Annotated in this window: 18 protein-coding genes; 8 read left to right on the top strand and 10 right to left on the bottom strand. The window is 69.5% G+C overall.

Annotation, left to right across the window (positions count from 1 at the left end; all coding sequences use genetic code 11):
* Positions 1–13: 13 nt before the first annotated feature.
* From FVA80_RS17200 to FVA80_RS17190, 3 genes are all read left to right on the top strand, one after another.
* Positions 14–457, top strand: coding sequence for a PAS domain S-box protein (locus tag FVA80_RS17200; protein WP_147909980.1), 444 nt, complete (start codon positions 14–16; stop codon positions 455–457).
* A gap of 57 nt (positions 458–514) precedes the next feature.
* On the top strand, positions 515–1,765 hold the full coding sequence (frc, locus tag FVA80_RS17195; protein WP_147909969.1) for a formyl-CoA transferase: 1,251 nt from the start codon (positions 515–517) through the stop codon (positions 1,763–1,765).
* Positions 1,766–1,845: 80 nt separating this feature from the next.
* Entirely contained in the window at positions 1,846–3,021 is a 1,176-nt protein-coding gene (locus FVA80_RS17190) for an HPP family protein (protein WP_147909968.1), read from the top strand.
* Between the two features lie 9 nt (positions 3,022–3,030).
* Here FVA80_RS17190 and FVA80_RS17185 read toward each other — a convergent pair whose 3' ends face one another.
* The 6 genes from FVA80_RS17185 to FVA80_RS17155 all read right to left on the bottom strand — a co-directional run bounded on the left by FVA80_RS17185 (position 3,031) and on the right by FVA80_RS17155 (position 13,197).
* Positions 3,031–4,602 carry an ABC transporter substrate-binding protein gene (locus FVA80_RS17185; RefSeq protein WP_147909967.1) on the bottom strand — a complete coding sequence of 524 codons (1,572 nt, stop codon included), beginning with the start codon at positions 4,600–4,602 and terminating at the stop codon, positions 3,031–3,033.
* Between the two features lie 344 nt (positions 4,603–4,946).
* The gene (oxc, locus tag FVA80_RS17175; RefSeq protein WP_147909847.1) at positions 4,947–6,695 is read right to left on the bottom strand and encodes an oxalyl-CoA decarboxylase; all 1,749 of its coding nucleotides are present in this window, start codon (positions 6,693–6,695) and stop codon (positions 4,947–4,949) included.
* A gap of 91 nt (positions 6,696–6,786) precedes the next feature.
* A complete protein-coding gene (oxlT, locus tag FVA80_RS17170; RefSeq protein ID WP_147909848.1) occupies positions 6,787–8,073 on the bottom strand; it encodes an oxalate/formate MFS antiporter in 1,287 nt (428 codons plus the stop codon).
* A 150-nt stretch (positions 8,074–8,223) separates the two neighbouring features.
* Positions 8,224–10,017, bottom strand: coding sequence for a hypothetical protein (locus FVA80_RS17165; protein WP_147909849.1), 1,794 nt, complete (start codon positions 10,015–10,017; stop codon positions 8,224–8,226).
* 214 nt (positions 10,018–10,231) lie between these two features.
* The gene (locus FVA80_RS17160; protein ID WP_147909850.1) at positions 10,232–11,320 is read right to left on the bottom strand and encodes a branched-chain amino acid aminotransferase; all 1,089 of its coding nucleotides are present in this window, start codon (positions 11,318–11,320) and stop codon (positions 10,232–10,234) included.
* Positions 11,321–11,436: 116 nt separating this feature from the next.
* Entirely contained in the window at positions 11,437–13,197 is a 1,761-nt protein-coding gene (locus FVA80_RS17155) for an ABC transporter ATP-binding protein (RefSeq protein WP_147909851.1), read from the bottom strand.
* Here FVA80_RS17155 and FVA80_RS31990 point away from each other — a divergent pair.
* A complete protein-coding gene (locus FVA80_RS31990) occupies positions 13,196–13,327 on the top strand; it encodes a hypothetical protein (protein WP_281408657.1) in 132 nt (43 codons plus the stop codon). The two genes, FVA80_RS17155 and FVA80_RS31990, sit on opposite strands and share 2 nt — an antisense overlap.
* A 15-nt stretch (positions 13,328–13,342) precedes the next feature.
* Here FVA80_RS31990 and FVA80_RS17150 read toward each other — a convergent pair whose 3' ends face one another.
* Complete coding sequence (locus FVA80_RS17150; protein ID WP_147909852.1) at positions 13,343–13,864, bottom strand: Spy/CpxP family protein refolding chaperone; 522 nt, start codon at positions 13,862–13,864, stop codon at positions 13,343–13,345.
* A gap of 148 nt (positions 13,865–14,012) precedes the next feature.
* On the opposite strand from FVA80_RS17150, the gene FVA80_RS17145 reads away from it, so the two are divergent.
* From FVA80_RS17145 to FVA80_RS31320, 4 genes are all read left to right on the top strand, one after another.
* Entirely contained in the window at positions 14,013–14,951 is a 939-nt protein-coding gene (locus FVA80_RS17145; protein ID WP_147909853.1) for a metal ABC transporter substrate-binding protein, read from the top strand.
* 264 nt (positions 14,952–15,215) lie between these two features.
* Positions 15,216–16,952, top strand: a complete 1,737-nt coding sequence (locus FVA80_RS17140) for a heparinase II/III family protein (protein ID WP_147909854.1) — start codon at positions 15,216–15,218, stop codon at positions 16,950–16,952.
* 71 nt (positions 16,953–17,023) lie between these two features.
* Positions 17,024–18,622 carry a bifunctional phosphoribosylaminoimidazolecarboxamide formyltransferase/IMP cyclohydrolase gene (purH, locus tag FVA80_RS17135; RefSeq protein ID WP_147909855.1) on the top strand — a complete coding sequence of 533 codons (1,599 nt, stop codon included), beginning with the start codon at positions 17,024–17,026 and terminating at the stop codon, positions 18,620–18,622.
* Positions 18,623–18,930: 308 nt separating this feature from the next.
* The gene (locus tag FVA80_RS31320) at positions 18,931–19,341 is read left to right on the top strand and encodes a hypothetical protein (RefSeq protein ID WP_246691994.1); all 411 of its coding nucleotides are present in this window, start codon (positions 18,931–18,933) and stop codon (positions 19,339–19,341) included.
* A gap of 551 nt (positions 19,342–19,892) precedes the next feature.
* Here FVA80_RS31320 and FVA80_RS17125 read toward each other — a convergent pair.
* The 3 genes from FVA80_RS17125 to FVA80_RS17115 all read right to left on the bottom strand — a co-directional run bounded on the left by FVA80_RS17125 (position 19,893) and on the right by FVA80_RS17115 (position 23,890).
* Positions 19,893–21,527, bottom strand: a complete 1,635-nt coding sequence (locus FVA80_RS17125) for an MFS transporter (protein ID WP_147909861.1) — start codon at positions 21,525–21,527, stop codon at positions 19,893–19,895.
* Between the two features lie 309 nt (positions 21,528–21,836).
* Positions 21,837–23,519 carry a cation acetate symporter gene (locus FVA80_RS17120; protein ID WP_147909856.1) on the bottom strand — a complete coding sequence of 561 codons (1,683 nt, stop codon included), beginning with the start codon at positions 23,517–23,519 and terminating at the stop codon, positions 21,837–21,839.
* Positions 23,516–23,890, bottom strand: a complete 375-nt coding sequence (locus tag FVA80_RS17115) for a DUF485 domain-containing protein (RefSeq protein ID WP_147909857.1) — start codon at positions 23,888–23,890, stop codon at positions 23,516–23,518. Before FVA80_RS17115 ends, FVA80_RS17120 begins: the two co-directional genes overlap by 4 nt.
* Positions 23,891–23,922: the final 32 nt, after the last annotated feature.

Genomic DNA, 23,922 nt, shown 5'->3' with positions numbered 1-23,922 from the left:
CGGCGCTGAGACCGTGCTCGACCGTCCGCCCGCGGACGATCTCGCGGGCTTCGTTGCGGCCATCGGCGATGCCGTGGTGGTGGCGGATCCGGAGGGCGCGATCACGGTCTGGAACCCCGCCGCCGAACGGATCTTCGGCTTCACCGCCGCGGACGCCCTGGGGCAGACTCTCGACCTGATCACGCCCGAGCGGCACCGGCGCCGTCACTGGGACGGCTACGCCAAGACGATGCGGACCGGAATCACCCGCTACGGAGCGGAGACCCTCCGGGTGCCGGCAATCCATAAGGACGGCCACCAGCTCTCCATCGCCTTCACGGTCGGGATGATCCGGGATGCGTCGGACCAGGTGACCGGGATCGTTGCGGTGATCCGCGACGAGACCGAGCGCTGGGCCGAGGAGAAGCGCCTGCGCCAGCGGGTGGCCGAACTCGAAGCCCTTCCGAACGGATCCTGAATACCAAACGGGACCGTCCGAAGACCGCAAACCTCACCGTGCATGGGAGAACGCCAGATGAGCAAGCCGTTGGATGGGATCAAGATCATCGACTTCACCCACGTCCAGGCCGGTCCCGCCTGCACGCAGCTGCTGGCGTGGTTCGGCGCGGACGTGATCAAGGTGGAGCGGCCGGGCTCCGGCGACGTGACCCGCACGCAGCTGAGGCACGTCGAGGATGCCGACGCGCTCTACTTCACGATGCTGAACTCCAACAAGCGCTCGCTGACGCTCGACACCAAGACCCAGGCCGGCAAGGAAGTCCTGGAGAAGCTGATCCAGGATTCCGACGTGATGGTCGAGAATTTCGGTCCCGGAGCGCTCGACCGGATGGGCTTCTCCTGGGCCCGCATCCAGGAGCTCAATCCCGGGATGATCCTGGCCTCCGTGAAGGGCTTCTCCGACGGGCACCATTACGAGGACCTGAAGGTCTACGAGAACGTCGCCCAATGCGCCGGCGGCGCCGCCTCGACCACCGGCTTCTGGGACGGGCCGCCCACCGTCAGCGCCGCAGCGCTCGGTGATTCCAACACCGGCATGCACCTCGCGATCGGCATCCTCACGGCGCTCCACCAGAAGAACAAGACCGGCACCGGCCAGAAGGTCGCCGTGTCGATGCAGGATTCGGTTATCAACCTCTGCCGGGTGAAGCTACGCGACCAGCAGCGCCTCGACGCGCTGGGCTACCTCGAGGAATACCCGCAATACCCGCACGGGGAGTTCTCGGACGTGGTCCCGCGCGGCGGCAACGCCGGCGGCGGCGGCCAGCCCGGCTGGGTGCTCAAGTGCAAGGGCTGGGAGACCGACCCGAACGCCTACATCTACTTCACGATCCAGGGCCATGCCTGGGCGCCGATCTGCAAGGTGCTCGGCCGGGAGGAGTGGATCACCGACGCCGCCTACAACACCCCGCGGGCCCGGCAGGACAAGATCTTCGATATCTTCAAGACCATCGAGGAATGGCTGGCCGACAAGACCAAGTTCGAGGCGGTGGACATCCTGCGCACCTACGACATCCCCTGCGCGCCGGTGCTGTCGATGAAGGAGATCGCCGAGGACAAGTCGCTGCGCGCGAGCGGCACCGTGGTCGAGGTGCCGCATCCCAAGCTCGGCTCGTACCTGACCGTCGGAAGCCCGATCAAGTTCTCCGACATGACCGTCGAGGTGAAGGCCTCGCCGCTGCTCGGCGAGCACACCGACGAGGTGCTCACGGGCCTCGGCTACAGCGCCACGCAGATCCAGGCGATGCACGAGGCCCGCGCGGTCTGATAAGCGGCTCCCGACCTCTAATCCTGAAGCGGGACGGCGCACCCTGCGCCGTCCCGTCTCGTGTGCGAGATCCGGACCCGATGCGATCCTTGCTCAGCCGTCTCCTTCCGGAGCTGACCCCCGTCAGCCAGCGCGAGCGGTTGCGCTCGGCCGCCGGCGCCCTGCTCGGGATTCTGGCCACCGGCCTGGTCTGCCGCGCCGCGATCGGGCCCGCGGCCGCCCCCGTGCTGATCGCCCCGATGGGCGCCTCGGCGGTCCTGCTCTTCGCGGTGCCGGCGAGCCCACTGGCACAGCCCTGGTCGATCCTCGGTGGAAATTTCGTGGCTGCCCTGGTCGGCGTCACGGCGGCTTTGTGGGTGCCGGACCCGTTCGTGGCCGCGTCCGTCGCCATCGGGCTGGCGATCGCCCTGATGATGGCCCTGCGCTGCCTGCACCCGCCGAGCGGCGCCGTCGCCCTCACGGCGGTGCTGGGCGGCCCGGCGATCCGGGAGCTCGGCTACGGCTTCGTGCTCTGGCCGGTGGCGGTCAACTCGCTGCTGCTGCTGGCCACGGCCCTGCTGTTCAACAATCTCACCGGCCGCGCCTATCCCCACCTGCGCCCGGCCGGCCCGCGCACCGACGACCCGGCCCCATCCTCCCGCCTCGGCTTCCTGGCCTCGGACCTCGATGCGGCGCTGGAGGATTTCGACCAGCTGCTCGACGTCGACCGCAGTGACCTGGAGCAGATCCTGCGGCGGGTGCAGATGCGCGTCTACGGGCGCCGCCCGGGGCAGACCACCTGCGCGGCCATCATGTCCCGGGACGTGATCGGGCTCGCGCCCCACGATTCCCTGGCGGAGGCCTTGCGGCTGCTGCGCCGCCACCGGATCAAGGCCCTGCCGGTCACGGACGAGCGCGCCCGGGTACTCGGGATCGTCACGCAGACCGACCTGCTCGACAAGGCCGCCTGGGACCGGAGCGGCCCGCGGCTCGGCCTCGGCCGCCGTCTGCGGCTGACCGTGGAGCGCGGGCGCGCCCCCCATGGCTGCGCCGCCGACATCATGACCGCGGTCGAGCCCGTGACGCCGGACACGCCGCTCACCGATCTGGTGCTGCGGATGGCGGAGGCGGCCCTGCACCATCTGCCGGTGGTCGATCCGGATGGCCGGCTCGTCGGGATCGTGTCGCAGACGGACCTGATCCCGGCGCTCATGGCCGATGCCGGGGCCGGCGATCCGGCCCGGGCCAGCAGGCCCGTGGACGCCGTCCCGGCCTGACCCGCCCGCTCAGCCCTTCTTGACGTTCCAGAATACCGGCACGCCGTCGAGCACCCCGGTCACCGAAGGCTTGTACGAGGTCTGGTTGAAGTACTGCCCGAGCGGCAGGTAGGGCACGTCCGCGAAGGCCTGCTTCTGCAGGGCGTCCGCCAGCGTCTTGCGCGCGGCGGTATCGGGGGCGTCGAGCCAGTCCTGGCGGAGCGTCTCGAGCTTCGCGCTGGTCGGCCAGCCCACCGGCGCATCGGCCCCGGTCCCGCGCAGGAAGGCGCTGACGGCCGGGTTGGCCTGGTCGAGCCCGGCCCAGAAGGTGCAGAAGACGCTCCAGCCGCCCTGGGCGATCGGGTCGCGCTTGGCCCGCCGCTGGACCACCGAGCCCCAATCCATGACCTGATAATCGACGTTGAACCCGGCGCGGGTCAGCATGTCGGCCGCCACGTCGGCCAGCGCCTTCAGGCTCGGGAAGTCGGAGGCGCCCATCAGCACCACCTTCTCGCCCTTGTAGCCGGCCGCCGCGAGCGCCTTCTTGGCGGCGTCGAAGTCGCGCTTGCCGGTCAGCACGTCGAGGCCGGCCTCGCTCGCCATCGGCAGACCGGGACAGAAGAAGCCGGTCGGGACGTGCCTCAGCTTCGGGTCGTCGCCGGTCACCGCCTGCATGAAGTCGGTCTGGTCGACCACCTTGAGCAGCACCTGCCGGATCGCCGGGTTGTCGAACGGCGGCAGCAGCTGGTTCATCCGCAGGCAGCCGATCAGCCCGGTCGGGTCCTTGATCGAGGTCTTCAGGCTGCCCAAGGTCGGCACGAGGTCGGCGGGCGGCTGCTCCCACCAATCCATCTCGCCGGTCTGCATGGCCGAGGCGGCGGTGGCCTGATCGGGGATCACATGCCACTCGACCCGGTCGAGGAACGCGCGCTTGGGACCCGAGGTCCATTGCGGCTCGCCGCCGTCGCGGGGGACGTATTTGTCGAAGCGCTCGTAGACGACGCGGGCGCCGACCATCCGCTCGTCCGCCTTAAACCGGAACGGGCCGCTGCCGACCATCTCGGTCACCTGCGTGAACGCGTCCGTCTTGGCGAGCCGCTCCGGCATGATGGCGCAGATCGGCGAGCCGACCTTGCCGAGCGCGTCGGGCAGGAGCGGGAAGGGCTTCTTCAACCGGAACTGGATGGTGCGGTCGTCGGGGGCCGAGAGCTCGTCCGTGTAGGCCATGAGCGTCTGGCCCATCGGGTCGCGCTTGGCCCAGCGGCCGATGCTAGCGACGCAATCGCGGGCCAGGACCGGCGTGCCGTCGTGGAAGATCAGCCCCGGTCGCAGCGTCAGCCGCCACAGCTTGCCGTCGTCCTCGACGACGTGGCCGGCGACCATCTGCGGTTGCGCGGCGTAGCTGGCATCGGTCCCGTACAGCGTGTCGAACACCGCGAGCCCGTGGTTGCGGGTCACGTAGGCCGTCGTCCAGATCGGGTCGAGCACCGTCAGGTCGGCCTGCGGGATGAACTTGAGAACCCGGGAGGCCGTGCCTTGCGCCAGCGCCGGGGCGGCGAGCGCCGCGCCCGAGAGGGCCACGAAGGATCGTCTGGTCAGCATGTCGGCGCACCTTTGAGGTGAATATCGCCGAAGCTTAGCACGAGGCGGGCCATGGGGAGGGGCGGGGGGTCGTTTCTCATGTGCAGGCTAAAGACATTACTTTGCCGACAGATGAGCGCTATGGCCCGGCCCACTTGCATACCCCTCCCCCCTCTGCGGGGGAGGGTGGCCCGCGAAGCGGGTCGGGAGAGGGGAGCGCCGCTTCCGGACAAGGTGCGACGGGTGCCACACCCTGCACCGTCGCGCTGCCCCTCTCCCGACCCGGCCTGACGGCCGGCCCACCCTCCCCCGCAGAGGGGGGAGGGGGCCCGCGGGTCCTCAAGACGGGTTTTGTCCGGCCGACCTCACACCGCCTTCTTCTTGATCCCGCTCTGCGGGTTGAGGCTGCCGATATTGCCGCTCTCGCTGCCGGCGGCCGGGTCGATCACGGCGTTGATGAGCGAGGGCCGCCCGGAATCCATCGCGGCGTTGACCGCACGGGTCAACTCGTCCGGCGAGGTGACGTGATAGCCGTCGCCGCCGAACGCCTCCATCATCTTGTCGTAGCGGGAATCCTTGACGAACACCGTGGTGGCCGGGTCGCGCCCGGTCGGGTCTGAATCGGTGCCGCGGTAGATGCCGTTGTTGTTGAACACGACGATGCAGATCGGCAGCCCGTACCGGCAGACCGTCTCGACCTCCATGCCGGAGAAGCCGAAGGCGCTGTCGCCCTCCACGCACAGGACCGGCTTTCCGGTCTCGATCGCGGCGGCGACGGCGAAGCCCATGCCGATGCCCATGATGCCCCAGGTGCCGACATCCAGGCGCTTGCGCGCCTGGTACATGTCGATGATGCCCCGGGCGAGGTCGAGGGTGTTGGCGCCTTCGTTGACCAGGATCGCGTCGGGCCGCTCCTTCACGATGGTCCGCAGGGCGCCGAGCGCGGCATGGAAGGTCATGGGCGAGGCGTTGCTCATGAGCTTGGGCGCCATCTTGGCGATGTTCGCCTCGCGCTTCGCCTTGAGCGTGTCGATCCAGTCGGCCGGGGGCTGCTGCCAGCCCTGGCCCATGCCGTCCAGCAGCGCCTGCACGCAGGACGCGATGTCGCCGACCACGGGCGCCACGATTTCGACGTTCGAATCCATCTCGCGCGGCTCGATGTCGATCTGGATGAACTTGGTCGAGCCCGGCTCGCCCCAGCTCTTGCCCTTGCCGTGCGACAGCAGCCAGTTCAGCCGGGCGCCGATCAGCAGCACCACGTCCGAATCCTTCAGCGCCGTCGAGCGTGCGGCGCCGGCCGAGAGCGGGTGCGTGTCGGGTAACAGGCCCTTGGCCATGCTCATCGGCACGTACGGGATGCCGCTGGTCTCCACGAGGCTGCGGATCGCGTCGTCGGCCTGGGCGTAGGCGGCGCCCTTGCCGAGCACGATCAGCGGACGGCGGGCATTTTTCAGCACGTCGAGCGCCCGGGCGATGGCGTCGGGGGCAGGGCGCTGGGCCGGAGCCGGATCGATCACCTTCACCAGCGACTTCCGGCCGGCCTCGGCCTCCATCACCTGCGAGAACAGCTTGGCCGGCAGGTCGAGATAGACGCCGCCGGGCCTCCCCGAGCAGGCCGCACGGATCGCCCGGGCGACGCCGATGCCGATATCGGCGGCATGCAGCACCCGGAAGGCCGCCTTGCACAGGGGCTTGGCGATGGCGAGCTGGTCCATCTCCTCGTAGTCGCCCTGCTGAAGATCGACGATCTCGCGCTCAGAGGAGCCCGAGATCAGGATCATCGGGAAGCAATTGGTGGTGGCGTTGGCCAGCGCCGTGAGGCCGTTCAGGAAGCCCGGTGCCGAAACCGTGAGGCAGATGCCCGGCTTCTGGGTGAGGAAGCCCGCGATCGCGGCGGCGTTGCCCGCATGCTGCTCGTGCCGGAACGACACGACCCGCATCCCCGCGGCCTGGGCCATGCGGCCGAGATCGGTGATCGGGATGCCCGGGACGCCGTAGATCGTCTCGATGCCGTTGAGCTTGAGCGCGTCGATGACGAGGTGGAAGCCGTCGGTGAGATCCGGCTCGGCCTCGATCTCGGGGGCGGTCTGTACGATCTTTGCCAGTGCGGTCATCGCGGTGTCTCCCGGAAATTCGGCTTCGGTTCTGGCGTTCCGACCCGGTGCAGGCTCCGGGCCATCGGTGTGTCGCGGGTATCGGGGTGGCTCAGACCACCCGGATCGGCTGGACGGCGAGCGCCGCAGGATGCTCGGCCTCGGCGAGGTAGCGGGCGCGCAGCGGCCGCAGCAGGAAGATCGCGAGCGCGGCGGCGGCGACGTTGAGCCCGATGATCAGCGAGAACACCGCCGACCAGCCGTAGGCCGCCGACAGGAGGCTGGCGAACGGCACCAGGAACGCCGCGGTGCCCTTGGCGGTGTAGAGCAGGCCGGCATTGCTGGCGGCGTATTTCGATCCGAACGTATCCCCGCAGGTCGCCGGGAACAGCGAGTAGATCTCGCCGAACACCCCGAAATAGACCGCGGTGGCGAACACGAACACCATCGGGTGGTGGCCGTAGGTGAGGAGCACGATCACCGCGAGCGCCGCCGTCGAGAAGGCGATGAACATCGTGTTCTCGCGGCCGATATGGTCGGAGACGTAGCCGAAGAACGGCCGGCCGAAGCCGTCGAAGATCCGGTCCAGGGAGATCGCCAGGGTCAGCGCCGCCATCTGGAGGCCGAACAGGCTCACCGGGACGCCGGCCACGTGGAAGTCCTGGGCGATCGGGGCGATCTGCGCCGCCGCCATCAGGCCGCCCGAGGCGACCATGACGAACATCGCGTACATCACCCAGAAGACCGGCGTGCGCACCGCCTCGCGGGGGCTGCGGTCGACCTTCGTCTGAGGCAGGCGCAGGCTCTTGCGCTGGATCGGGGCGGCGGAGACGGGTTTACGCAGCAGGAAAGCGAGGGCGAGCACGATCGCACCCTGGCCGATCCCGAAATACAGGAACGCGTCCTGGTATCCGCTCGTGGCGATCATCCGGGCGATCGGCACGACCGTGATCGCCGCACCCGCGCCGAACCCGGCCGCGGTGGCGCCGGCGGCCAGGCCGCGGCGATGCGGAAACCACTTCAGCGCGTTGCCCACGCAGGTGCCGTAGACCGAGCCGGCGCCGATTCCGCCAACCACCGCGCCCAGGTAGAGCAGCGCCAGGCTGTCGGCGTAGGCGTCGATGGTCCAGGCCAGGGCGATCATGACGCCCCCGAAGGCGACCACGAGGCTCGGACCGTAGCGATCCACGAACCAGGCCTCCACGGGCACCAGCCAGGTCTCGGTGGCGACGAACAACGTGAAGGCGAGCTGGATCGCCGCCCGCCCCCAATGGTAGCGTTGGTCGATGGGATCGACGAAGAGCGTCCAGCCGTATTGCAGGTTGGCGATCATGGCCATGCAGATCACGCCGAAGGCGAGCTGCCACCATTTCGCCGACGGCGAATCCTGGCGTTCCATCCCTGAGCCTCTCTCGTGGGCGGCGCGTCCTTGAGCCGGCGCGTCTGTCTCGTGCCGGCTCAATCATGCATATTCGGCCCAGGCATGCAATATACCAGACCGTGAAGGCTTCGGCTCGCTGTCAGTCTCGGAAATATTGTTCCATCGACATCAGGCCGGCGTGGGACCCCAACTGCCGAGCGTCGGCTCGTCCGCCGGGACCAGCGTCTCGTCCAGTTCCGGAATCCCAGATTGATCCTCGGGGATCCCGATCACCGCCCGGGCCGCGTCCCAGTCGGGATCGCCGTCGGCGTCCGCAAGGGCCTGGCGATCCAGGCCGGTGACCCGGCCGCGGTCGAGGCGCAGGAACACGCGACCGGTCTCGGCGCGGGCGAACCGGACCGCGTCCATCCTGCGCAGGCAGTCGCGCAGGAAGCGCGTGTTGGCGCCGGCTGCCAGATCCACCCCGCGAAACACCGCGTCCGGGGCGCGCGCGAAGATATCGACCTTGCGGAAGCGCTCGACGTCGATCAGCCCCTTCACGTCGAGGATGTTCAGGACGCCACCGGCCCCGAACGCGATGGTGCGGGGGCGCTCGCCCTGCGGCACGCTGTTGTCCAGAAACTCGCAGACGACCTGCTTGTCCCGGGCGAGCGCCCAGTTGAAGAACAGGCGCGGCATGCCGGTATAAGCCTCGACGTTGTGGGCCAGCAGGTCCTCGACCGCCTTGAACCGGCCGAACTGCTCGCCGCGTTTGTAGGCGCGCTCCACCGTGTCGGCCGGCGGCGTGACCATGAATTGCATGTAGACCCGCTCGCCGAATCGGGTGAGCAGCTGGCCGCCGCCATCCGAGCCGGCCTCGGCCTGGAAGCTGTCGAACCGGAAGCGGTCGATCAGCAGGTTCGAGATCCGCCGCTCGGCCGCCTTGCGGGTGACGTAGCGGTCGAGCTTCATGTCGATCATCTCGACCTCGTAGCCGGTGAGCGTGCCGGCATACCGGGTTGCCGGTCCGAGGCTGTCGTAGTCGAGCAGGAACTTGCGCCAGACGTCCGGCGTGATCACCGCGAAGTCGGACCACGCCATCCCGAGGCGGCGCGCCAGCCCGAGCTGGTAGGGTCGGATCGTGCTCTTGCCCGAAGCCGAGGCGCCCTTGACGTTCATCACCACCGGGTGGGCCTGCGGAGCGAGCCGCCGGTAGCCGCGGGCCTCGACGACGGCGGCGATCCAGGGCTCGATCAGCTCGCCGATGCGGCGGCTGCCGTAGCCGTTCGAGACCAGGGTCCCGGCGATGCCGCGCAGCAGGGCGGGATCGCGGATCAGCGTGTTCTGCCGGGCCAGGATGCCGGAGACGACGCTGCGCAGGGCCTCGCAGGCGGCGATCTCCAGTCCGTCTCCGGCCAGCATCGCCCGGCTTTGCCAGGCTTCGAGATGGTTGAGCGCCCGGGTGGCCGGATCCTGGCGGGGCGGTGTCCTCGGCGGCGGCGGGCGGCGTCCGAGCAGCCGGTCGAGCCATCCGGGCTCCGGCGCGGCCGGGGCCGGCGGGTCGTCGAGGATCGCGGCGATCTCGCGCCGGAGCACCGCGTCGGCCTCGGCACGCAGCGCCGCCAGCGCCGCCTCGACCTCGCCGAGCCGGGGCTCGACGCCTTCGCGCAGGATTGCCGACACGATCGACCGGAAATTCACGCCCAGATCGGCGTAGACTTCGCCCACCGGCACCGACAGGTCGGACATGACCCGGATCAGCACCTCGTGGACGACCAAGCGCCATGGCTTGATCCGGGTGAGCTGGCGGGCCGGCAGCCCGCACAGGTCGCTCATCTCCAGCGCGTCGCGCAGGGGCGTCTCGACGTGCTCGGGCCGGTAGACGGTGATCAGCGGCGTGAAGGCGGCTGGCAGGTCGGACTGGACGCCTGGATTCCAGGGGCCGGCAGCTGTTTCCGGTGAGCTGGCTGCCGCTTCCGTCATCCGCGCGTCTCCCTTTCCCTTCTGCGGGTCAGGGCGGCCCCTGCCTTGGCAGGGGTCGGGAGAGGGGCGGGGCGACGGTTCAGGACTTCACCTCTGGCGCACTCTTTCCGGACGCGGCGCTCCCCTCCCGACCCCCGCCGCAGAGGGGGAGGGGGATGCGCGGCGGAGGGCACGAACCGGGCATACAGCCCCCGCTCTCCGCCACGCCAACACCCTAGAAGACCTTCTGGAACCAGCCGTGCGAGTCCTCGGTGGTGCCGCGCTGGATATCGACCAGCATGCCGCGCAGCCGGCGCGCAACCGGGCCCGCCACCGCGTCGCCGATGGTGAAGTTGTCCTCGCGGCCCTTCACGGTGCCGATCGGTGTGATCACCGCGGCGGTGCCGCAGGCGAAGGCCTCGGTGAGCCGGCCGGCGCGGACGTCGGTGCGCCAGGCGTCGATCGTGTAGGGCTCCTCCTTCACGGTGAGGCCGGCTTCCCGGGCCAGGGTGATCACCGAATCGCGGGTGATGCCGGGCAGGATGCTGTCGGAGAGCGGCGGGGTTTGCAGCGTGCCGTCCGCGAAGACGAAGAACACGTTCATCCCACCGAGCTCCTCGATGTAGCGGCGCTCGGCCGCGTCGAGGAACACCACCTGCTCGCAGCCCTGGCGCGTGGCCTCCGCCTGCGCGGCGAGGCTGGCGGCGTAATTGCCGCCGCACTTGGCGGCGCCGGTGCCGCCCGGCGCCGCCCGGGTGAAGTGCTCGGAGACCCAGACCGTAACCGTGCCGGTCGGATCCTTGAAGTACGAGCCCACCGCCGAGGCGATGGTGATGAACAGGTATTCCGAGGCCGGCTTGACGCCCAGGAACGCCTCGTTGGCGATCATGAACGGCCGCAGATAGAGGCTGCCGTCGGGCGTGTCGGGGATCCAGGCGCGGTCGATCTCGACCAGCTTGCGCATGGCCTCGACGAACGCGTCCTCGGGGAACGGCGCCATCGCCATGCGCTCGGCCGAGAGTCGGAAGCGGCGGGCGTTGGCATCGGGGCGGAACAGGGCCGCGCCGCCATCGGCGGTGCGGTAGGCCTTGAGACCTTCGAAGATCTCCTGCGCGTAATGCAGCACCGCGGCGGCGGGATCGAGCGGGATCGCCTCGCGCGCCTGGATCCGCGCGTCGTACCAGCCGCGGCCGGCCGAGTACCGGGCCACCACCATGTGGTCGGTGAACACCTTGCCGAAGCCCGGATTCGTCATCAGCGCGGCCCGCTCGGCGTCGGTCCGGCGGGCGGGATGGGCTTGGGTCTCGAACGTCAGGTCGCTCACGGTAGGGTCCTCATAGACACAAGCCCTTATGCCGCGCTCCCGCGGATGAATCTACGGAGCGTGCGCATGGCTCATGCGGCGCATGTGTCGTGCCGCCTACTTGTGCGGGCGTGGCCTCACGCGGTCGGCGTCGGATCCGACAGCTGCATCCGGTGCAGGCGGGCATAGGCGCCGCCGGCCGCGATCAGGTCGTCGTGCCGCCCTGTCTCGATCACCCGGCCGGCCTCCATCACGGCGATGCGGTCGGCCTCCCGCACCGTCGAGAGGCGGTGGGCGATGACCAGGGTGGTGCGGCCGCGCATGAGACGCGTCAGCGCCGCCTGGACGAGGCGCTCCGATTCCGAATCGAGCGCGGAGGTCGCCTCGTCGAGGAGCAGGATCGGCGCATCCTTCAGGAAGGCCCGGGCCAGGGCGATTCGCTGCCGCTCGCCGCCAGAGAGGCGGTTGCCGGCCGGCCCGACCCGGAAATCGTAGCCCTCCGGCAGGGCGGTCACGAAGTCGTGGGCGGCCGCGGCGCGGGCGGCCGCCTCGATCTCGGACCGGCTCGCCCCGGGGCGGCCGAAGCCGATATTGACCGCGATCGTGTCGTCGAACAGCACGACCTCCTGCGAGACCACCGCCACGGCGGCCCGCAGGGAAGCGAGCGTCACGGCGCGCACGTCCTGCCCGTCGATGGTCACCCGGCCGGCGGTGACGTCGTAGAGCCGCGGCACGAGGTTGAGCAGCGAGGACTTACCGGAGCCCGAGCGCCCGACCAGCGCGGTGGCGGCGCCGGCGGGGACCGTGAGGTCGATCCCCTCCAGCGCCGGGGCGTCCGGGCGGTAGCGGAACTGCACGCCCGCGAACCGGATCTCCCCCGCAGTGACGACGAGCGGCGCCGCATCCGACGCCTCGCGGATCTGGGGTGCCTCGTCCATCACGTCGAAATAGCGCCGCAACGCCGCCGCCGCCTCCTGCAGGATGGCGTTGAGGTTGCCCAGTGCCCGGGCCGGCTGGGCGGCGAGCAGGAGCGCCGCCACGTAACCGGTGAAATCGCCGACCGTCCGCTCGCCGGACAGCACCCGCTGCCCGACCAGCACCAGAACCCCCGCCACCGCGATGCCGCCGCCCACCTCCAGCAGCGGGTCGAGGCGCCCGCGGGCGTTGGCGGCCTTCATCTTGAGGCGGCGCACCTCGTCCAGCGCCTGCGCGGCCCGGCCCTTGAGGTAGCCCTCCATGGCGTAGGTCTTGGCGACCCGGGCGCCCTGCAGGCTCTCGGAGATCAGGCTGGCGGTGGCGCCCATCTGCTCCTGGGTGGTGGTCGAGACCCGCCGGAGCTTCTTGCCGATCCGACCGATCGGGCCGGCCACGAACGGCACCGTGAGGCCGGCGACGAGCGTCAGCACCGGGTCCATCCAGACCAGCGCCGCCACGAGGCCGATCAGCATCGCGATGTCGCGCAGCAGGACCGTGGAGATGCGGGTCAGCGCCTCCTTGATGAAGGCGAAATCGGTGGTGAAGCGCTGGGTCAGCGCAGCTGGGCTCTCGCGGCCGAGCTGGGCGAGGTCGGAGTCGATCAGGTGGCCATAGAGCGCCGCCTGCATGTCGGCCTCGACCCGGGTCACGACCCGGTTGGTCAGCACCGTCTGGCCGAACAGGGAGAACCCGCGCAGCGCCGTGACCACGATCACGACGAGCGGCCCGTAGGCGATCGCCGCCGCGTCCTTGCGGTCGAAGGCGTCGAAGGCGGCCTTGATCAGGGCCGGGTACAGCCCGGTCGAGCCGCCCACCAGCGCGATCAGCACCAGCACGACGGCGAGCGTCCCGCGGTGGGGATAGAGCCAAGTGCGCCACAGCCGGGCGAGGAGGGGGACGGTGTCGCCGGGCAGGCGCGCCATGGAGCTTACCGGTTCGGGCCTTTCACCGGGCTCCTTTGGCAAGACCCGCGGCGGCAGCGGTTTGCAGCCGCTGCCGCCGCGGATCAAGTTTTTTGGTTCTTCTGGATTTTTAGCTTTTTTAGGTTTTTGATCGGGCGCCGTGCCGTCAGCGGTCGTCGCCGCCAGGGCCGCGCTCGCCGTCGCGGTGGTGATGCCAGCCGCCGTGGCGATGGCCGCCCATCGGGCGGGCGAGGATCATCGCGCGCCGCTTCTGGCCTTCGTCGAGGCTCGCGTAGAGCGGCTGCGAGGCATCGGCGAGCTTGCGCAGGGCCTCGCCCCGGGCGGTCGTCGCGTCTGCCATCGCCCGCAGGGCGGCCGGCGCGTCGTCGGCGATCTTCGGGCGATCGCGCATTGCCGCGCGCCGATCCTGGCGCAATTTCACCATGTCGCGCAGGGCGGCCTCCACCGGCGGCCACAGCTTCTCTTGGTCGGGATTGAGCTTCAGCCCGGCATGCAGGCCGGCGATCCGGGCATCCGCGAAGGCGGCCCGATCCTCAGGGGTCAGGGCGCTCCAACGCCCGTGGCCCCGCGCGCCGTCGGCACTGCGGTCATGCGCTGCGGCGGCGCCGACGAGGCCTAGGCCGAGAACACCGGTGACGAGAAGGGCGGCACTCAAACGTCCAGACATAGCATGCTCCATCTTACGCTCGGCTGCCGCGGCGATGACCCGGCGGCGGCCCACGATCCGCATCAGGGGGCCCCCGTGTATCCCGCTTGTGTATGTAACATTGTTACACTACAGGCTCGCTGGCTCCGGTGGATTGGGAGGACGACAGGTGCGCGGGACGGTTCGGTTGGCGTGGCTCGCGGGCCTCGCCCTGTGGCTCGGCGTGTCTACCCCGGCCCGGGCGGCCCCGGACGGCGAGAAGGTCCGCGCGGTGGCGAGCTTCTCGATCCTGGGCGACCTCGTGCGCGCGGTCGGCGGGCCTCACGTGGCGGTGACCACCCTGGTCGGCCCGGATTCCGACGCGCACGGCTTCAGCCCGTCTCCGGCCGACGCCAAGAAGCTCGCAGGAGCCGACATCGTGTTCGTCAACGGCCTCGGTCTGGAGGGCTGGCTCGACAGGCTGATCCGGGCCTCCGGCACCCGCGCCCCGGTCGTCGTCGTCTCCGCAGGGGTGAAGACCATCGCGGCCGTAGACGATCACGCGCATGCGGAGGACGGGCACGACCACGGCGCCCACGCGGTCGATCCGCATGCCTGGCAGAGCGTGGCCAACGTGCGGATCTACGTCGCCAACATCCGCGACGGCCTGGCGAAGGTCGATCCGGCCCATGCCGACGCCTACCGGTCGGCTGCTGAGGCCTACACGGCGGAGCTCGATCGTCTCGACACGGCGGTGCGACAGGCCGTGGAGAAGATCCCCCCGGCAAACCGCCGGATCATCACCACCCACGATGCGTTCGGCTACTTCGCCGACGCCTACGGGCTGCGCTTCATCGCGCCCCAGGGCGTGTCCACCGACAGCGAGGCGAGCCCCCGGGACGTCGCGACGATCATCCGGCAGATCCGCCGGGACAAGGTGCCGGCGGTGTTCCTCGAGAACATCAGCGATCCGCGCCAGATGGAGCTGATCGCGCGGGAGGGCGGCGCCCGGATCGGCGGCAAGGTCTATTCGGACGCCCTGTCTGGTTCGGACGGGCCGGCGGCGACCTACCTGGACATGATGCGCTCGAACCTGCGGGCGTTCGACGCGGCCCTGGCCCCGGGCTGAGCCGCCCGAGACGCGGCTCTTGCCCCGGGCTGAGCCGCCCGAGCCGCGGCTTGCGCACCCCGATCCGCCCCGGTGCTTCAACCGGGGCGTGCGCAAGCCCGCAATCTTTCCCGCCCCGGGAATGACACAGCGTAAACCGCCGGTTAAGAGGCCGCCTCTACCCTGAAACGAAACGGGTGCCAGCCGATCCTCGTACCCGGGGGCTCGGGCCCTTGGGGCCTGGCGAGATCGCGTGGCTCGGAGATCGCGTGGCTGGGATATTGCGTGGCTTGGGGGCCTGACCGCTGGCGCTTTTATCGGCTCGTGGGGCGCGAGGCCGCGCGGACCCTCCGTGCCGTCGGCGCCAGCCTGACCGCCTCGCCCGACATCCTGACGCGGATGCGCGTAACCGGGCTGGTGATCGCCCCGCAGGACCTGCGCACCTCCGACGCGACCTTCGCGGACGACATCTATTCCGGCCTGTTCGTCTTCGCCGGACGCTCGCTGGCGGCGAGCGGCGGCTCGCCCTTCGACTACGCGGCGCCTTCGCCGGAATGGGCCGATGAGCTCTACGGCTTCGGCTGGCTGCGCCACCTCCGGGCGGCCGACACCGCGCTCGCCCGGGCCAATGCCCGCGCCTTCGTGGCCGATTTCATCGCCGGCCGGGGCGATGCCGCGTTGGCCCGCCACACCCCGGTGGCGGCGCGGCGGCTGATCTCGTTCCTGTGCCAGTCGCCCCTCGTTCTCGAGGGCGCCGACCACACCTTCTACCAGAACTTCCTCAAGGCCATCGCGCGCAACGCCCAACAGCTCGAGCGCGACCTGCGGCGGGGCGTGCCGCCGCAATGGCGCCTGAGCGCCGCCGTGGCGCTCTGCTACGCCGGCCTGTGCTGCGACGGCATCCAGCCGATCCTGCGCCGGGCGACCCGCATCCTGTCGCGGGAGCTCGACCGGCAGATCCTGACCGACGGCGGCCACCGCTCCCGCGACCCGCGCTACGCCATGGAGCTGCTCCTCGATCTTCTGCCCCTGCGCCAGAGCTATCTCAGCCGCAGCGTCGAGCCGCCGGCCGCGCTGCTGCGGGCGGTGGACCGGATGCTGCCGCTGCTGCGGCTCCTGCGCCACCCGGACGCCTCGCTCAGCCACTTCAACGGCATGGGCGCCACCGATGCCGACCATCTCGCGACGCTCCTGGTCTACGACGGCGCGCTCGCCCGGCCGATGATGCACGCGCCGAATTCCGGCTACGAGCGCCTGGAGGGCGGCCGGGTCATCGTGGTCGCCGATGTCGGCAAGAGCCCGCCGCTGCCCTACTCGCTCAACGCCGGAGCGGGCTGCCTCGCCTTCGAGATGTCGAGCGGGCCGCAGCGCATCGTGGTCAATTGCGGCCTGCCCGCCAGCGGGCCGGACCTGCGCCTGCTGGCCCGCTCCACGCCGGCCCATTCCACCGCCAGCGTCGCCGACGCGTCCTCGTGCCGATTCCTCACCGCGACCGGGTGGTGGGGCGAGCGCCTGGCGGCCGCGTGGCTGATTCGCCGGCGCGGCGCCGTGGTCCTGCGCGGTCCCGCCGCCGTCGCGTCCGAGCGGGTCGAGGAGGCCGACAGCGTGATGCTCGCCGCCCGGCACGACGGCTACGCCCCGGATTTCGGCATCGTGCACGAGCGGCGCTGGCAGCTGTTCCCCACGAATACCCGGCTCGAAGGCCGGGACGCGTTCCTGCGCCAGGGCAAGGCCCGGGTGCGCGGCCACGACGTGGCGATCCGCTTCCACCTGCATCCCGGCATCGCCGTGCGCGGGGTGCCGGATGGGCTCGAACTGGCCTCCGCGCTGGGCGAGGTCTGGGTGTTCCGGGCGTCGGCCGCGGAGATCGCGATCGAGGAGAGCGTGTACTTTTCCGGCCTGACCGGGCCGCGCCGTACCGACCAGATCGTTCTGTATCTGCGCGTCTCCGACGACGTCGAGGTGCGCTGGAGCTTCGAGCGCCTGGCTTCGGCGCCGATGCGGGGCGCCATCGCGCCCTGACTCTGGCGGCTGGCCCCCCGCACCGGTTCCATGCTACCGCGCGCCGAAATCACAAGGTTCGGCAAGCAGCTATGGCGCACGATCAGGTGCGGGTCTCCCGCGCGCTCCTCTCGGTCTCGGACAAGGCCGGCCTCGTCGATTTCGCCCGGGCACTGCATGCCCGCGGCATTGCGCTGGTCTCGACCGGCGGCACCCATCGCGCCCTTCAGGAGGCCGGCCTGCCGGTCACCGAGGTCGCCGACCTGACCGGCTTCCCCGAGATGATGGACGGGCGGGTGAAGACCCTGCACCCGGCGGTGCATGGCGGCCTGCTCGCCATCCGCGACAATCCCGAGCACCAGGCCGCGCTCGCCGCCCACGGCATCGGGGCCATCGACCTGCTGGTGGTGAACCTCTACCCGTTCGAGGCGACTATCGCGGCCGACAAGCCGGAGGCCGACTGCATCGAGAACATCGACGTCGGCGGCCCGGCGATGATTCGCGCGGCCGCCAAGAACCACGCCGACGTCGCGGTCGTCACCGACGTCTCGGATTACCCCGCGGTGCTGGCGGCGCTGGAGCAGACCGGCGGCGCCATCGGGTCCGAACTGCGCCGGCATCTGGCCCAGAAGGCCTTCGCCCGCACCGCCGCCTACGACGCCGCCATCGCCAACTGGATGGCGGTCCAGTTCGGCACCGAGACGCCCGGCCAGTTCCGCGCCTTCGGGGGCGCGCTGGCGCAGGGCCTGCGCTACGGCGAGAACCCGCACCAGTCGGCCGCCTTCTACCGGGCGCCCGGGAAGGTCCGGGCCGGCGTCGCGACCGCGCGCCAGCTGCAGGGCAAGGAGCTGTCCTACAACAACTTCAACGACACCGATGCCGCCTACGAGTGCGTCGCCGAGTTCGATCCGGCCCGCGCCGCCGCGGTGGCGATCATCAAGCACGCCAATCCCTGCGGCGTCTCCGAGGGGGCGAGCCTGCTCGAAGCCTACGAGCGGGCGCTGAGCTGCGACCCGACCTCGGCCTTCGGCGGCATCGTCGCGCTGAACCGGACGCTCGACGCGGAGGCCGCCCGCCGGATCGTCGAGATCTTCACCGAGGTGATCATCGCCCCGGACGCGACCCCGGAGGCCGCCGCGATCGTGGCTGCCAAGAAGAACCTGCGCCTCCTGCTGGCCGGCAGCCTGCCCGACCCGCGGGCACCGGGCGAGACCGTGCGCACCTTGTCCGGCGGGCTGCTGGTCCAAGGCCGGGACGCAGTCGTGGTCGACGACATGCCGCTCACGGTCGTGACCAAGCGCGCGCCGAGCGAGGCCGAATTGGCCGACCTCCGCTTCGCCTACCGGGTCGCCAAGCACGTGAAGTCGAACGCCATCGTGTACGCCAAGGGCGGCGCTACGGTAGGAATCGGGGCGGGCCAGATGTCCCGGGTCGATTCCTCGCGCATCGCCGCCTGGAAGGCCGCCGAGGGTGCCAAGCGCCTGGGGCTCGCCGACAGCCTGGCGGTGGGATCCGTCGTGGCCTCGGACGCCTTTTTCCCGTTCGCCGACGGCCTGCTGGCCGCGGCCGAGGCGGGGGCGACGGCGGTGATCCAGCCGGGCGGCTCCATGCGCGACGCCGAGGTGATCGCGGCCGCCGACGAGGCGGGCTTGGCCATGGTGTTCACCGGCCACCGTCACTTCCGTCACTGACGGCCCCGATCCGGCAGAGATCGCGACGTTCGCGCAAACGACGGAGCGGAGGTTCGCCGCCGCCGCTCCGGGGGCGGTCCGGCGTTAACGCTTTGCGGAGAAACGTGCGCCGCTGCGAAGGCTTGAGACGCGGCGGATGCGCCCGCCGGTAGCTTGCTGACCGATCTATTGGCGCAGCCTCGACCAGCGACAAGCCGGTCTAGCAGAATCGATTTTACAGAACAGAATAATAGATAGCCGAATACGCGGCATTTGACACGATTTGCGTCGGATCTGTCCGGGGCTTGATATTTTGGCGCCCGGGCGTCATGAAAAATTTGCCGCTCGACGGAACTTTGTCGTCGGACTACGCGCTCTCTTCATGGATCGCGTGTGCGGTGCCCGTGGCATTGGGCTTCGGAGCCCCCATTTCGGGGATGTTGTTTCAGTGTCGTGCGCTGAACAACCTTGGGCCAGGTGACGCGATGTTACTCGCTGCAGTTCTGTTCGTGATCGGATTGCTGATCGGCTGGGCTTATACCATGCTGGTCATGATCGCGACGTCGTTTCTGATCCTGGTCGGCGCCGTGCTTCTGTTCGCGTTCGGCCCCGGTCTCGACCTGCTCCACGTGCTGATCATCCTCGGCTATCTCACCGCGCACCAGTCCGGATACCTGTTCGGCGCCTATTGCAGCGGGTATTTCGATGGTAAACGCAATCGCCAATCGCCGCTACCATAGCCAGACCGGACCGCCGGCGAGGTTGTAGATAAGCGCCCAGACGGCAATCATGGTTGTGTTGGCACCGATAACTGCGACGAGCGGCGGCCTGCGTCCGGCCCTGCGATGTAAGTGCGTCACAGCCTCGTCCACGATCCGTTCCCTCTTGTGTCTCAAAGCGTATCGAAGACGGAAGAGAACCGCTTTTGGTTCCACCAAGACTGATTCTTGATCGGCAACAAGCGGTTGTCAGCATACAACCTGTGTGTTTGTGTCGGCCGACTTCGGAGCTGCCCGTACCATTGGGTGCAAAATAATAATAGCCTTTTCGTGGCCGAATTCGCGGCAATGCCAATCTTGAGGCTGCCCGTCCCTTCTTCATGAGGCGGGATCCTCAATAGGCTGCCGATCAGCCAGTACCGAAGTTGTCGGAGCGGATGCGTGACGAAGCGCACCGGAGGCAGCAGCCCCCGAGCCCGCCCGCGCAGGTCCCACCGCGACCCTGGAAACGAAAACACCCGGACCGCGTCGGCGGCCCGGGTGTCGTCACCTGAGGAGGGTCGTGGGTCGGATCAGGTATCGGCGAAGATGTCGCGATCCTTGGTCTCGGGCACGAAGATCAGCCCGATGACGACCGTCGCGACCGCGATGACGATCGGGTACCAGAGGCCGTAATAGATGTCCCCGGTCTGGGCCACCATGGCGAAGGCGGTGGCCGGCAGCAGGCCGCCGAACCAGCCGTTGCCGATATGGTAGGGCAGGGACATCGAGGTGTAGCGGATCCGGGTCGGGAACAGCTCCACCAGCATGGCGGCGATCGGGCCGTAGACCATCGTCACGAACACCACGAGGATGAACAGCAGGCCGATCACCTGCGCCACCTGGGGCCGGAAGATGTCGAACGGGTTCGCCATCTTGACGATGTCGGCGTCGCCGGCCTTCGGGTAGCCGGCCGCCTGGAGCGCAGCGGTCACGGCCTTGTTGGCCTCCGGCGCGCCGCCCTGCGGATAGGCGATCTCGGTGTCGTTCACCCGAATCGTCGCGGGCTGGCCGGGGGCGCCGGGCGCGGTGGCGTATTTCACCGAGGCCTTCGACAGGAAGTCCCGGGCGAGGTCACAGGGCGCCGTGAACACCCGGGTGCCGACCGGATTGAACAAGGTCCCGCAGGCGGCCGGGTCGGCCGAGACGGTGACCTTCACGTTCTCGATCGCGGCTTCGAGCTTCGGGTTGGCGGTGGCGGTGATGCCCTTGAAGATCGGGAAGAACGTCGCCGCCGCGATCGCGCAGCCCGCCAGGATGATCACCTTGCGGCCGATCTTGTCCGACAGCCAGCCGAACACCACGAAGAAGCCGGTGCCGAGCAGCAGCGACCACGCGATCAGCAGGTTCGCCGTGTAGCCGTCGACCTTCAGGATCGATTGCAGGAAGAACAGCGCGTAGAACTGGCCCGTGTACCAGACCACCCCCTGGCCGGCGACGAGGCCGAACAGGGCGATGATCGCGAACTTGGCGTTCTTCCACTGGCCGAACGCCTCGGTGAGCGGCGCCTTCGAGGTCTTCCCGTCCTCCTTCATCTTCTGGAAGGCCGGCGATTCGGACAGCTGCAGCCGGATCCAGACCGAGATGCCGAGCAGCAGGACCGAGACCAGGAACGGGATGCGCCAGCCCCACTCGGCAAAGGCCGCCTCGCCGGTGAGGCTCCGGGTCGCCAGGATCACCAGCAGCGACAGGAACAGGCCCAGCGTCGCCGTGGTCTGGATCCAGCTCGTGTAGAAGCCGCGCCGGCCATTGGGGGCGTGCTCGGCCACGTAGGTCGCCGCGCCGCCATACTCGCCGCCGAGCGCGAGGCCCTGGGCCAGCCGCAGGACGATCAGGATGATCGGCGCCGCGATCCCGATGGTGGCGGCGTTGGGCAGGATGCCGACGATGAAGGTCGACAGGCCCATGATCAGGATCGTGATCAGGAAGGTGTATTTGCGCCCGACGAGATCGCCGATCCGCCCGAACACCAGCGCGCCGAACGGCCGGACGATGAAGCCGGCCGCGAAGGCCAGCAGCGCGAAGATGTCCCGGGTCGCCGGCGGGTAGGCCGAGAAGAACTGGGCGCCGATGATCGCGGCGAGCGACCCGTAGAGATAGAAATCATACCACTCGAACACGGTGCCGAGTGAGGAGGCGAAGATCACCCGCTTCTCGGCCGAACTCATCGGCCTCGCGGCGTCCCCCGCCCGTGGGATCGCAGTTGCCCCAGCCATGACCCGGTTCCTCCCTGACGACACGTGCGGCCGATGGCGTCGGCTGCGAATCTACGGACTGCGGGCCCTGCACGGGGCGCAGATCACGTATGCGTGACTGTAAGGAACCTGTTGGTCAATCCGCAATCTGGCGGTGGGGCCGGTCATCAACATGGCGGCTTGCGGTGGGTGCGATCCGCCGCTCCGGCGCCGGCCCGGGCGCTCGAACGACGAAGGGCGCGGCTCGCGCCGCGCCCTCCGATCCGTCTGCGTCGGCTCGGCTCAGTGAGCGTGCGCGCCCACCGCTCCGATGCCGGTCTCGGAGCGCACGAACTGCGCCTCGAAGGCGGCGCGCTCGCGCTGGGCCTTGCGGGACCGGTCGAGGCTCGACACGGCCCAGATCGTGAAGAAGGCCAGCGGCATCGAGAACAAGGCCGGGTTGTCGTAGGGGAAGATCGATGCGGCGTTCCCGAACGTCACCACCCAGACCGCCTTGGACAGCACGACCATCCCGACCGCCGAGATCAGCCCGACGAGGCCACCCGCGAGCGCCCCCCAGGTGGTCGTGCCGCGCCACAGGATCGACATGGCGAGCACCGGGAAGTTGCAGCTCGCCGCCACCGCGAAGGCCAGCCCGACCATGAAGGCGACGTTCTGGTTCTCGAACACGTAGCCGAGATAGATCGCCACGATCCCGATCACCACGGCCGAGAGCTTCGACAGGTTGACCTCGTGCTTCTCGGTGGTGCGCCCGCGGGCGATCACCTGGGCGTAGAGGTCGTGGCTGACCGCGGAGGCGCCAGCCAGCGTCAGGCCCGCCACCACCGCCAGGATGGTCGCGAAGGCCACCGCCGAGATGAAGCCCAGGAAGTACGGGCCGCCCACCGCGTTGGCGAGGTTGACGGCGACCATGTTGGTGCCGCCGATCATGTCCTTCAGCTTGTCGAAGGTGCCCGCCGCGCCGAGCTTGAAGTAGCTCGGGTCCGACATCAGCAGGGCGATGCCGCCGAAGCCGATGATGAACGTCAGGATGTAGAAGTAGCCGATCAGGCCGGTGGCGTAGAACACCGACTTGCGTGCGGCCTGCGCGTCCGCGACCGTGAAGAAGCGCATCAGGATGTGCGGCAGGCCGGCGGTGCCGAACATCAGCCCGACGCCGAGCGAGATCGCCTCGATCGGGTTCGAGACCAGGCCGCCGGGCGCCATGATGGCGTCGCCCTTCGGGTGGACCTGAACCGAGCTGGCGAACAGCGCCTCCGGGTTGAAGCCGTATTTCAGCAGCACCGCGCCGGCCATGAAGGTCGCGCCGCCGAGCAGCAGGCAGGCCTTGATCACCTGGACCCAGGTGGTGGCCTTCATGCCGCCGAAGGCGACGTAGACGATCATCAGCACGCCGACGATGATCACCGCGTAGAGGTAGGGCAGGCCGAACAGCAGCTGGATCAGCTTCCCGGCGCCGACCATCTGGGCGATCAGGTAGAAGGCCACCACCACCAGGGTGCCCACCGCCGAGATGATGCGGATCGCGGTCTGGTCCAGGCGGAAGCTCGCGACGTCGGCGAAGGTGAACTTGCCGAGGTTACGCAGGCGCTCGGCGATCAGGAACAGCACGATCGGCCAGCCGACCAGGAAGCCGGTGGAGTAGATCAGTCCGTCGAAGCCCGAGGTGTAGACCAGGCCCGAGATGCCCAGGAACGAGGCGGCCGACATGTAGTCGCCGGCGATCGCCAGGGCGTTGGTGCCGGCCGAGATGCCGCCGCCCGCGGCGTAGAAGTCGGCGGCCGACTTGGTGCCCTTGGCGGCCTTGTAGGTGATGCCCAGCGTCAGCAGGACGAAGAACAGGAACATGCCGATGGCCGGCCAGTTCGTGGCCGATTGCGAGACGGCGCCGAGGTCGGGCCCGGCCGCATAGGCCGCGCAGGCCGTGATCGTGGCTAGCGTGAGGCCGAGGAGTATGCGGTTCATCGGCCGACCTTCCGCTTCAGTGCGTCGCTCAGCGCGTCGAAGCGCGTGTTGGCCCGGGCCACGTAGATGCCGGTGAGCGCGAAGGCGAACAGGATCACGAACACGCCCATGAACAGCCCGAGCGAGGCGGTGCCGCCGCCGACCTTCACGGCGAGCAGCGACTTGTCGAAGGCGATCAGGCCGATGAAGCCGAAATAGACCACCAGCATTAGGATCGTCAGGATCCAGCCGAACCGGGTGCGCTCGGTGACGAGCTGCTTGAATTCCGGGGTTCGGACGATCCGGTCGATCTGCGGATCGACCGTCGCGGCGGGCTTGCGGGTTGATGGGGGCGCCGTGCCCCCGCGAAGGCCGAGTGTTGAGCCGCTCATGGCGTATTCCTCCCGCGAGGGCGCTTCGGCCC

Origin of the sequence: Methylobacterium sp. WL1, from assembly GCF_008000895.1 — a bacterium.
Taxonomy (GTDB): domain Bacteria; phylum Pseudomonadota; class Alphaproteobacteria; order Rhizobiales; family Beijerinckiaceae; genus Methylobacterium.
This window is presented reverse-complemented; position numbering and strand designations above follow the sequence as displayed.

Bases quoted from the DNA above. Each gene is read 5' to 3' on its own strand.
- FVA80_RS31990 (WP_281408657.1), top strand. From the start codon at position 13,196: ATGGAGCTTACCGGTTCGGGCCTTTCACCGGGCTCCTTTGGCAAGACC.
- FVA80_RS17115 (WP_147909857.1), bottom strand. From the start codon at position 23,890: ATGAGCGGCTCAACACTCGGCCTTCGCGGGGGCACGGCGCCCCCATCA.
- FVA80_RS17185 (WP_147909967.1), bottom strand. From the start codon at position 4,602: ATGCTGACCAGACGATCCTTCGTGGCCCTCTCGGGCGCGGCGCTCGCC.
- FVA80_RS17165 (WP_147909849.1), bottom strand. From the start codon at position 10,017: ATGACGGAAGCGGCAGCCAGCTCACCGGAAACAGCTGCCGGCCCCTGG.
- frc (WP_147909969.1), top strand. From the start codon at position 515: ATGAGCAAGCCGTTGGATGGGATCAAGATCATCGACTTCACCCACGTC.
- FVA80_RS17125 (WP_147909861.1), bottom strand. From the start codon at position 21,527: ATGAGTTCGGCCGAGAAGCGGGTGATCTTCGCCTCCTCACTCGGCACC.
- purH (WP_147909855.1), top strand. From the start codon at position 17,024: ATGGCGCACGATCAGGTGCGGGTCTCCCGCGCGCTCCTCTCGGTCTCG.
- oxc (WP_147909847.1), bottom strand. From the start codon at position 6,695: ATGACCGCACTGGCAAAGATCGTACAGACCGCCCCCGAGATCGAGGCC.
- FVA80_RS17150 (WP_147909852.1), bottom strand. From the start codon at position 13,864: ATGTCTGGACGTTTGAGTGCCGCCCTTCTCGTCACCGGTGTTCTCGGC.
- FVA80_RS17190 (WP_147909968.1), top strand. From the start codon at position 1,846: ATGCGATCCTTGCTCAGCCGTCTCCTTCCGGAGCTGACCCCCGTCAGC.
- FVA80_RS31320 (WP_246691994.1), top strand. From the start codon at position 18,931: ATGAAAAATTTGCCGCTCGACGGAACTTTGTCGTCGGACTACGCGCTC.
- FVA80_RS17120 (WP_147909856.1), bottom strand. From the start codon at position 23,519: ATGAACCGCATACTCCTCGGCCTCACGCTAGCCACGATCACGGCCTGC.
- oxlT (WP_147909848.1), bottom strand. From the start codon at position 8,073: ATGGAACGCCAGGATTCGCCGTCGGCGAAATGGTGGCAGCTCGCCTTC.
- FVA80_RS17155 (WP_147909851.1), bottom strand. From the start codon at position 13,197: ATGGCGCGCCTGCCCGGCGACACCGTCCCCCTCCTCGCCCGGCTGTGG.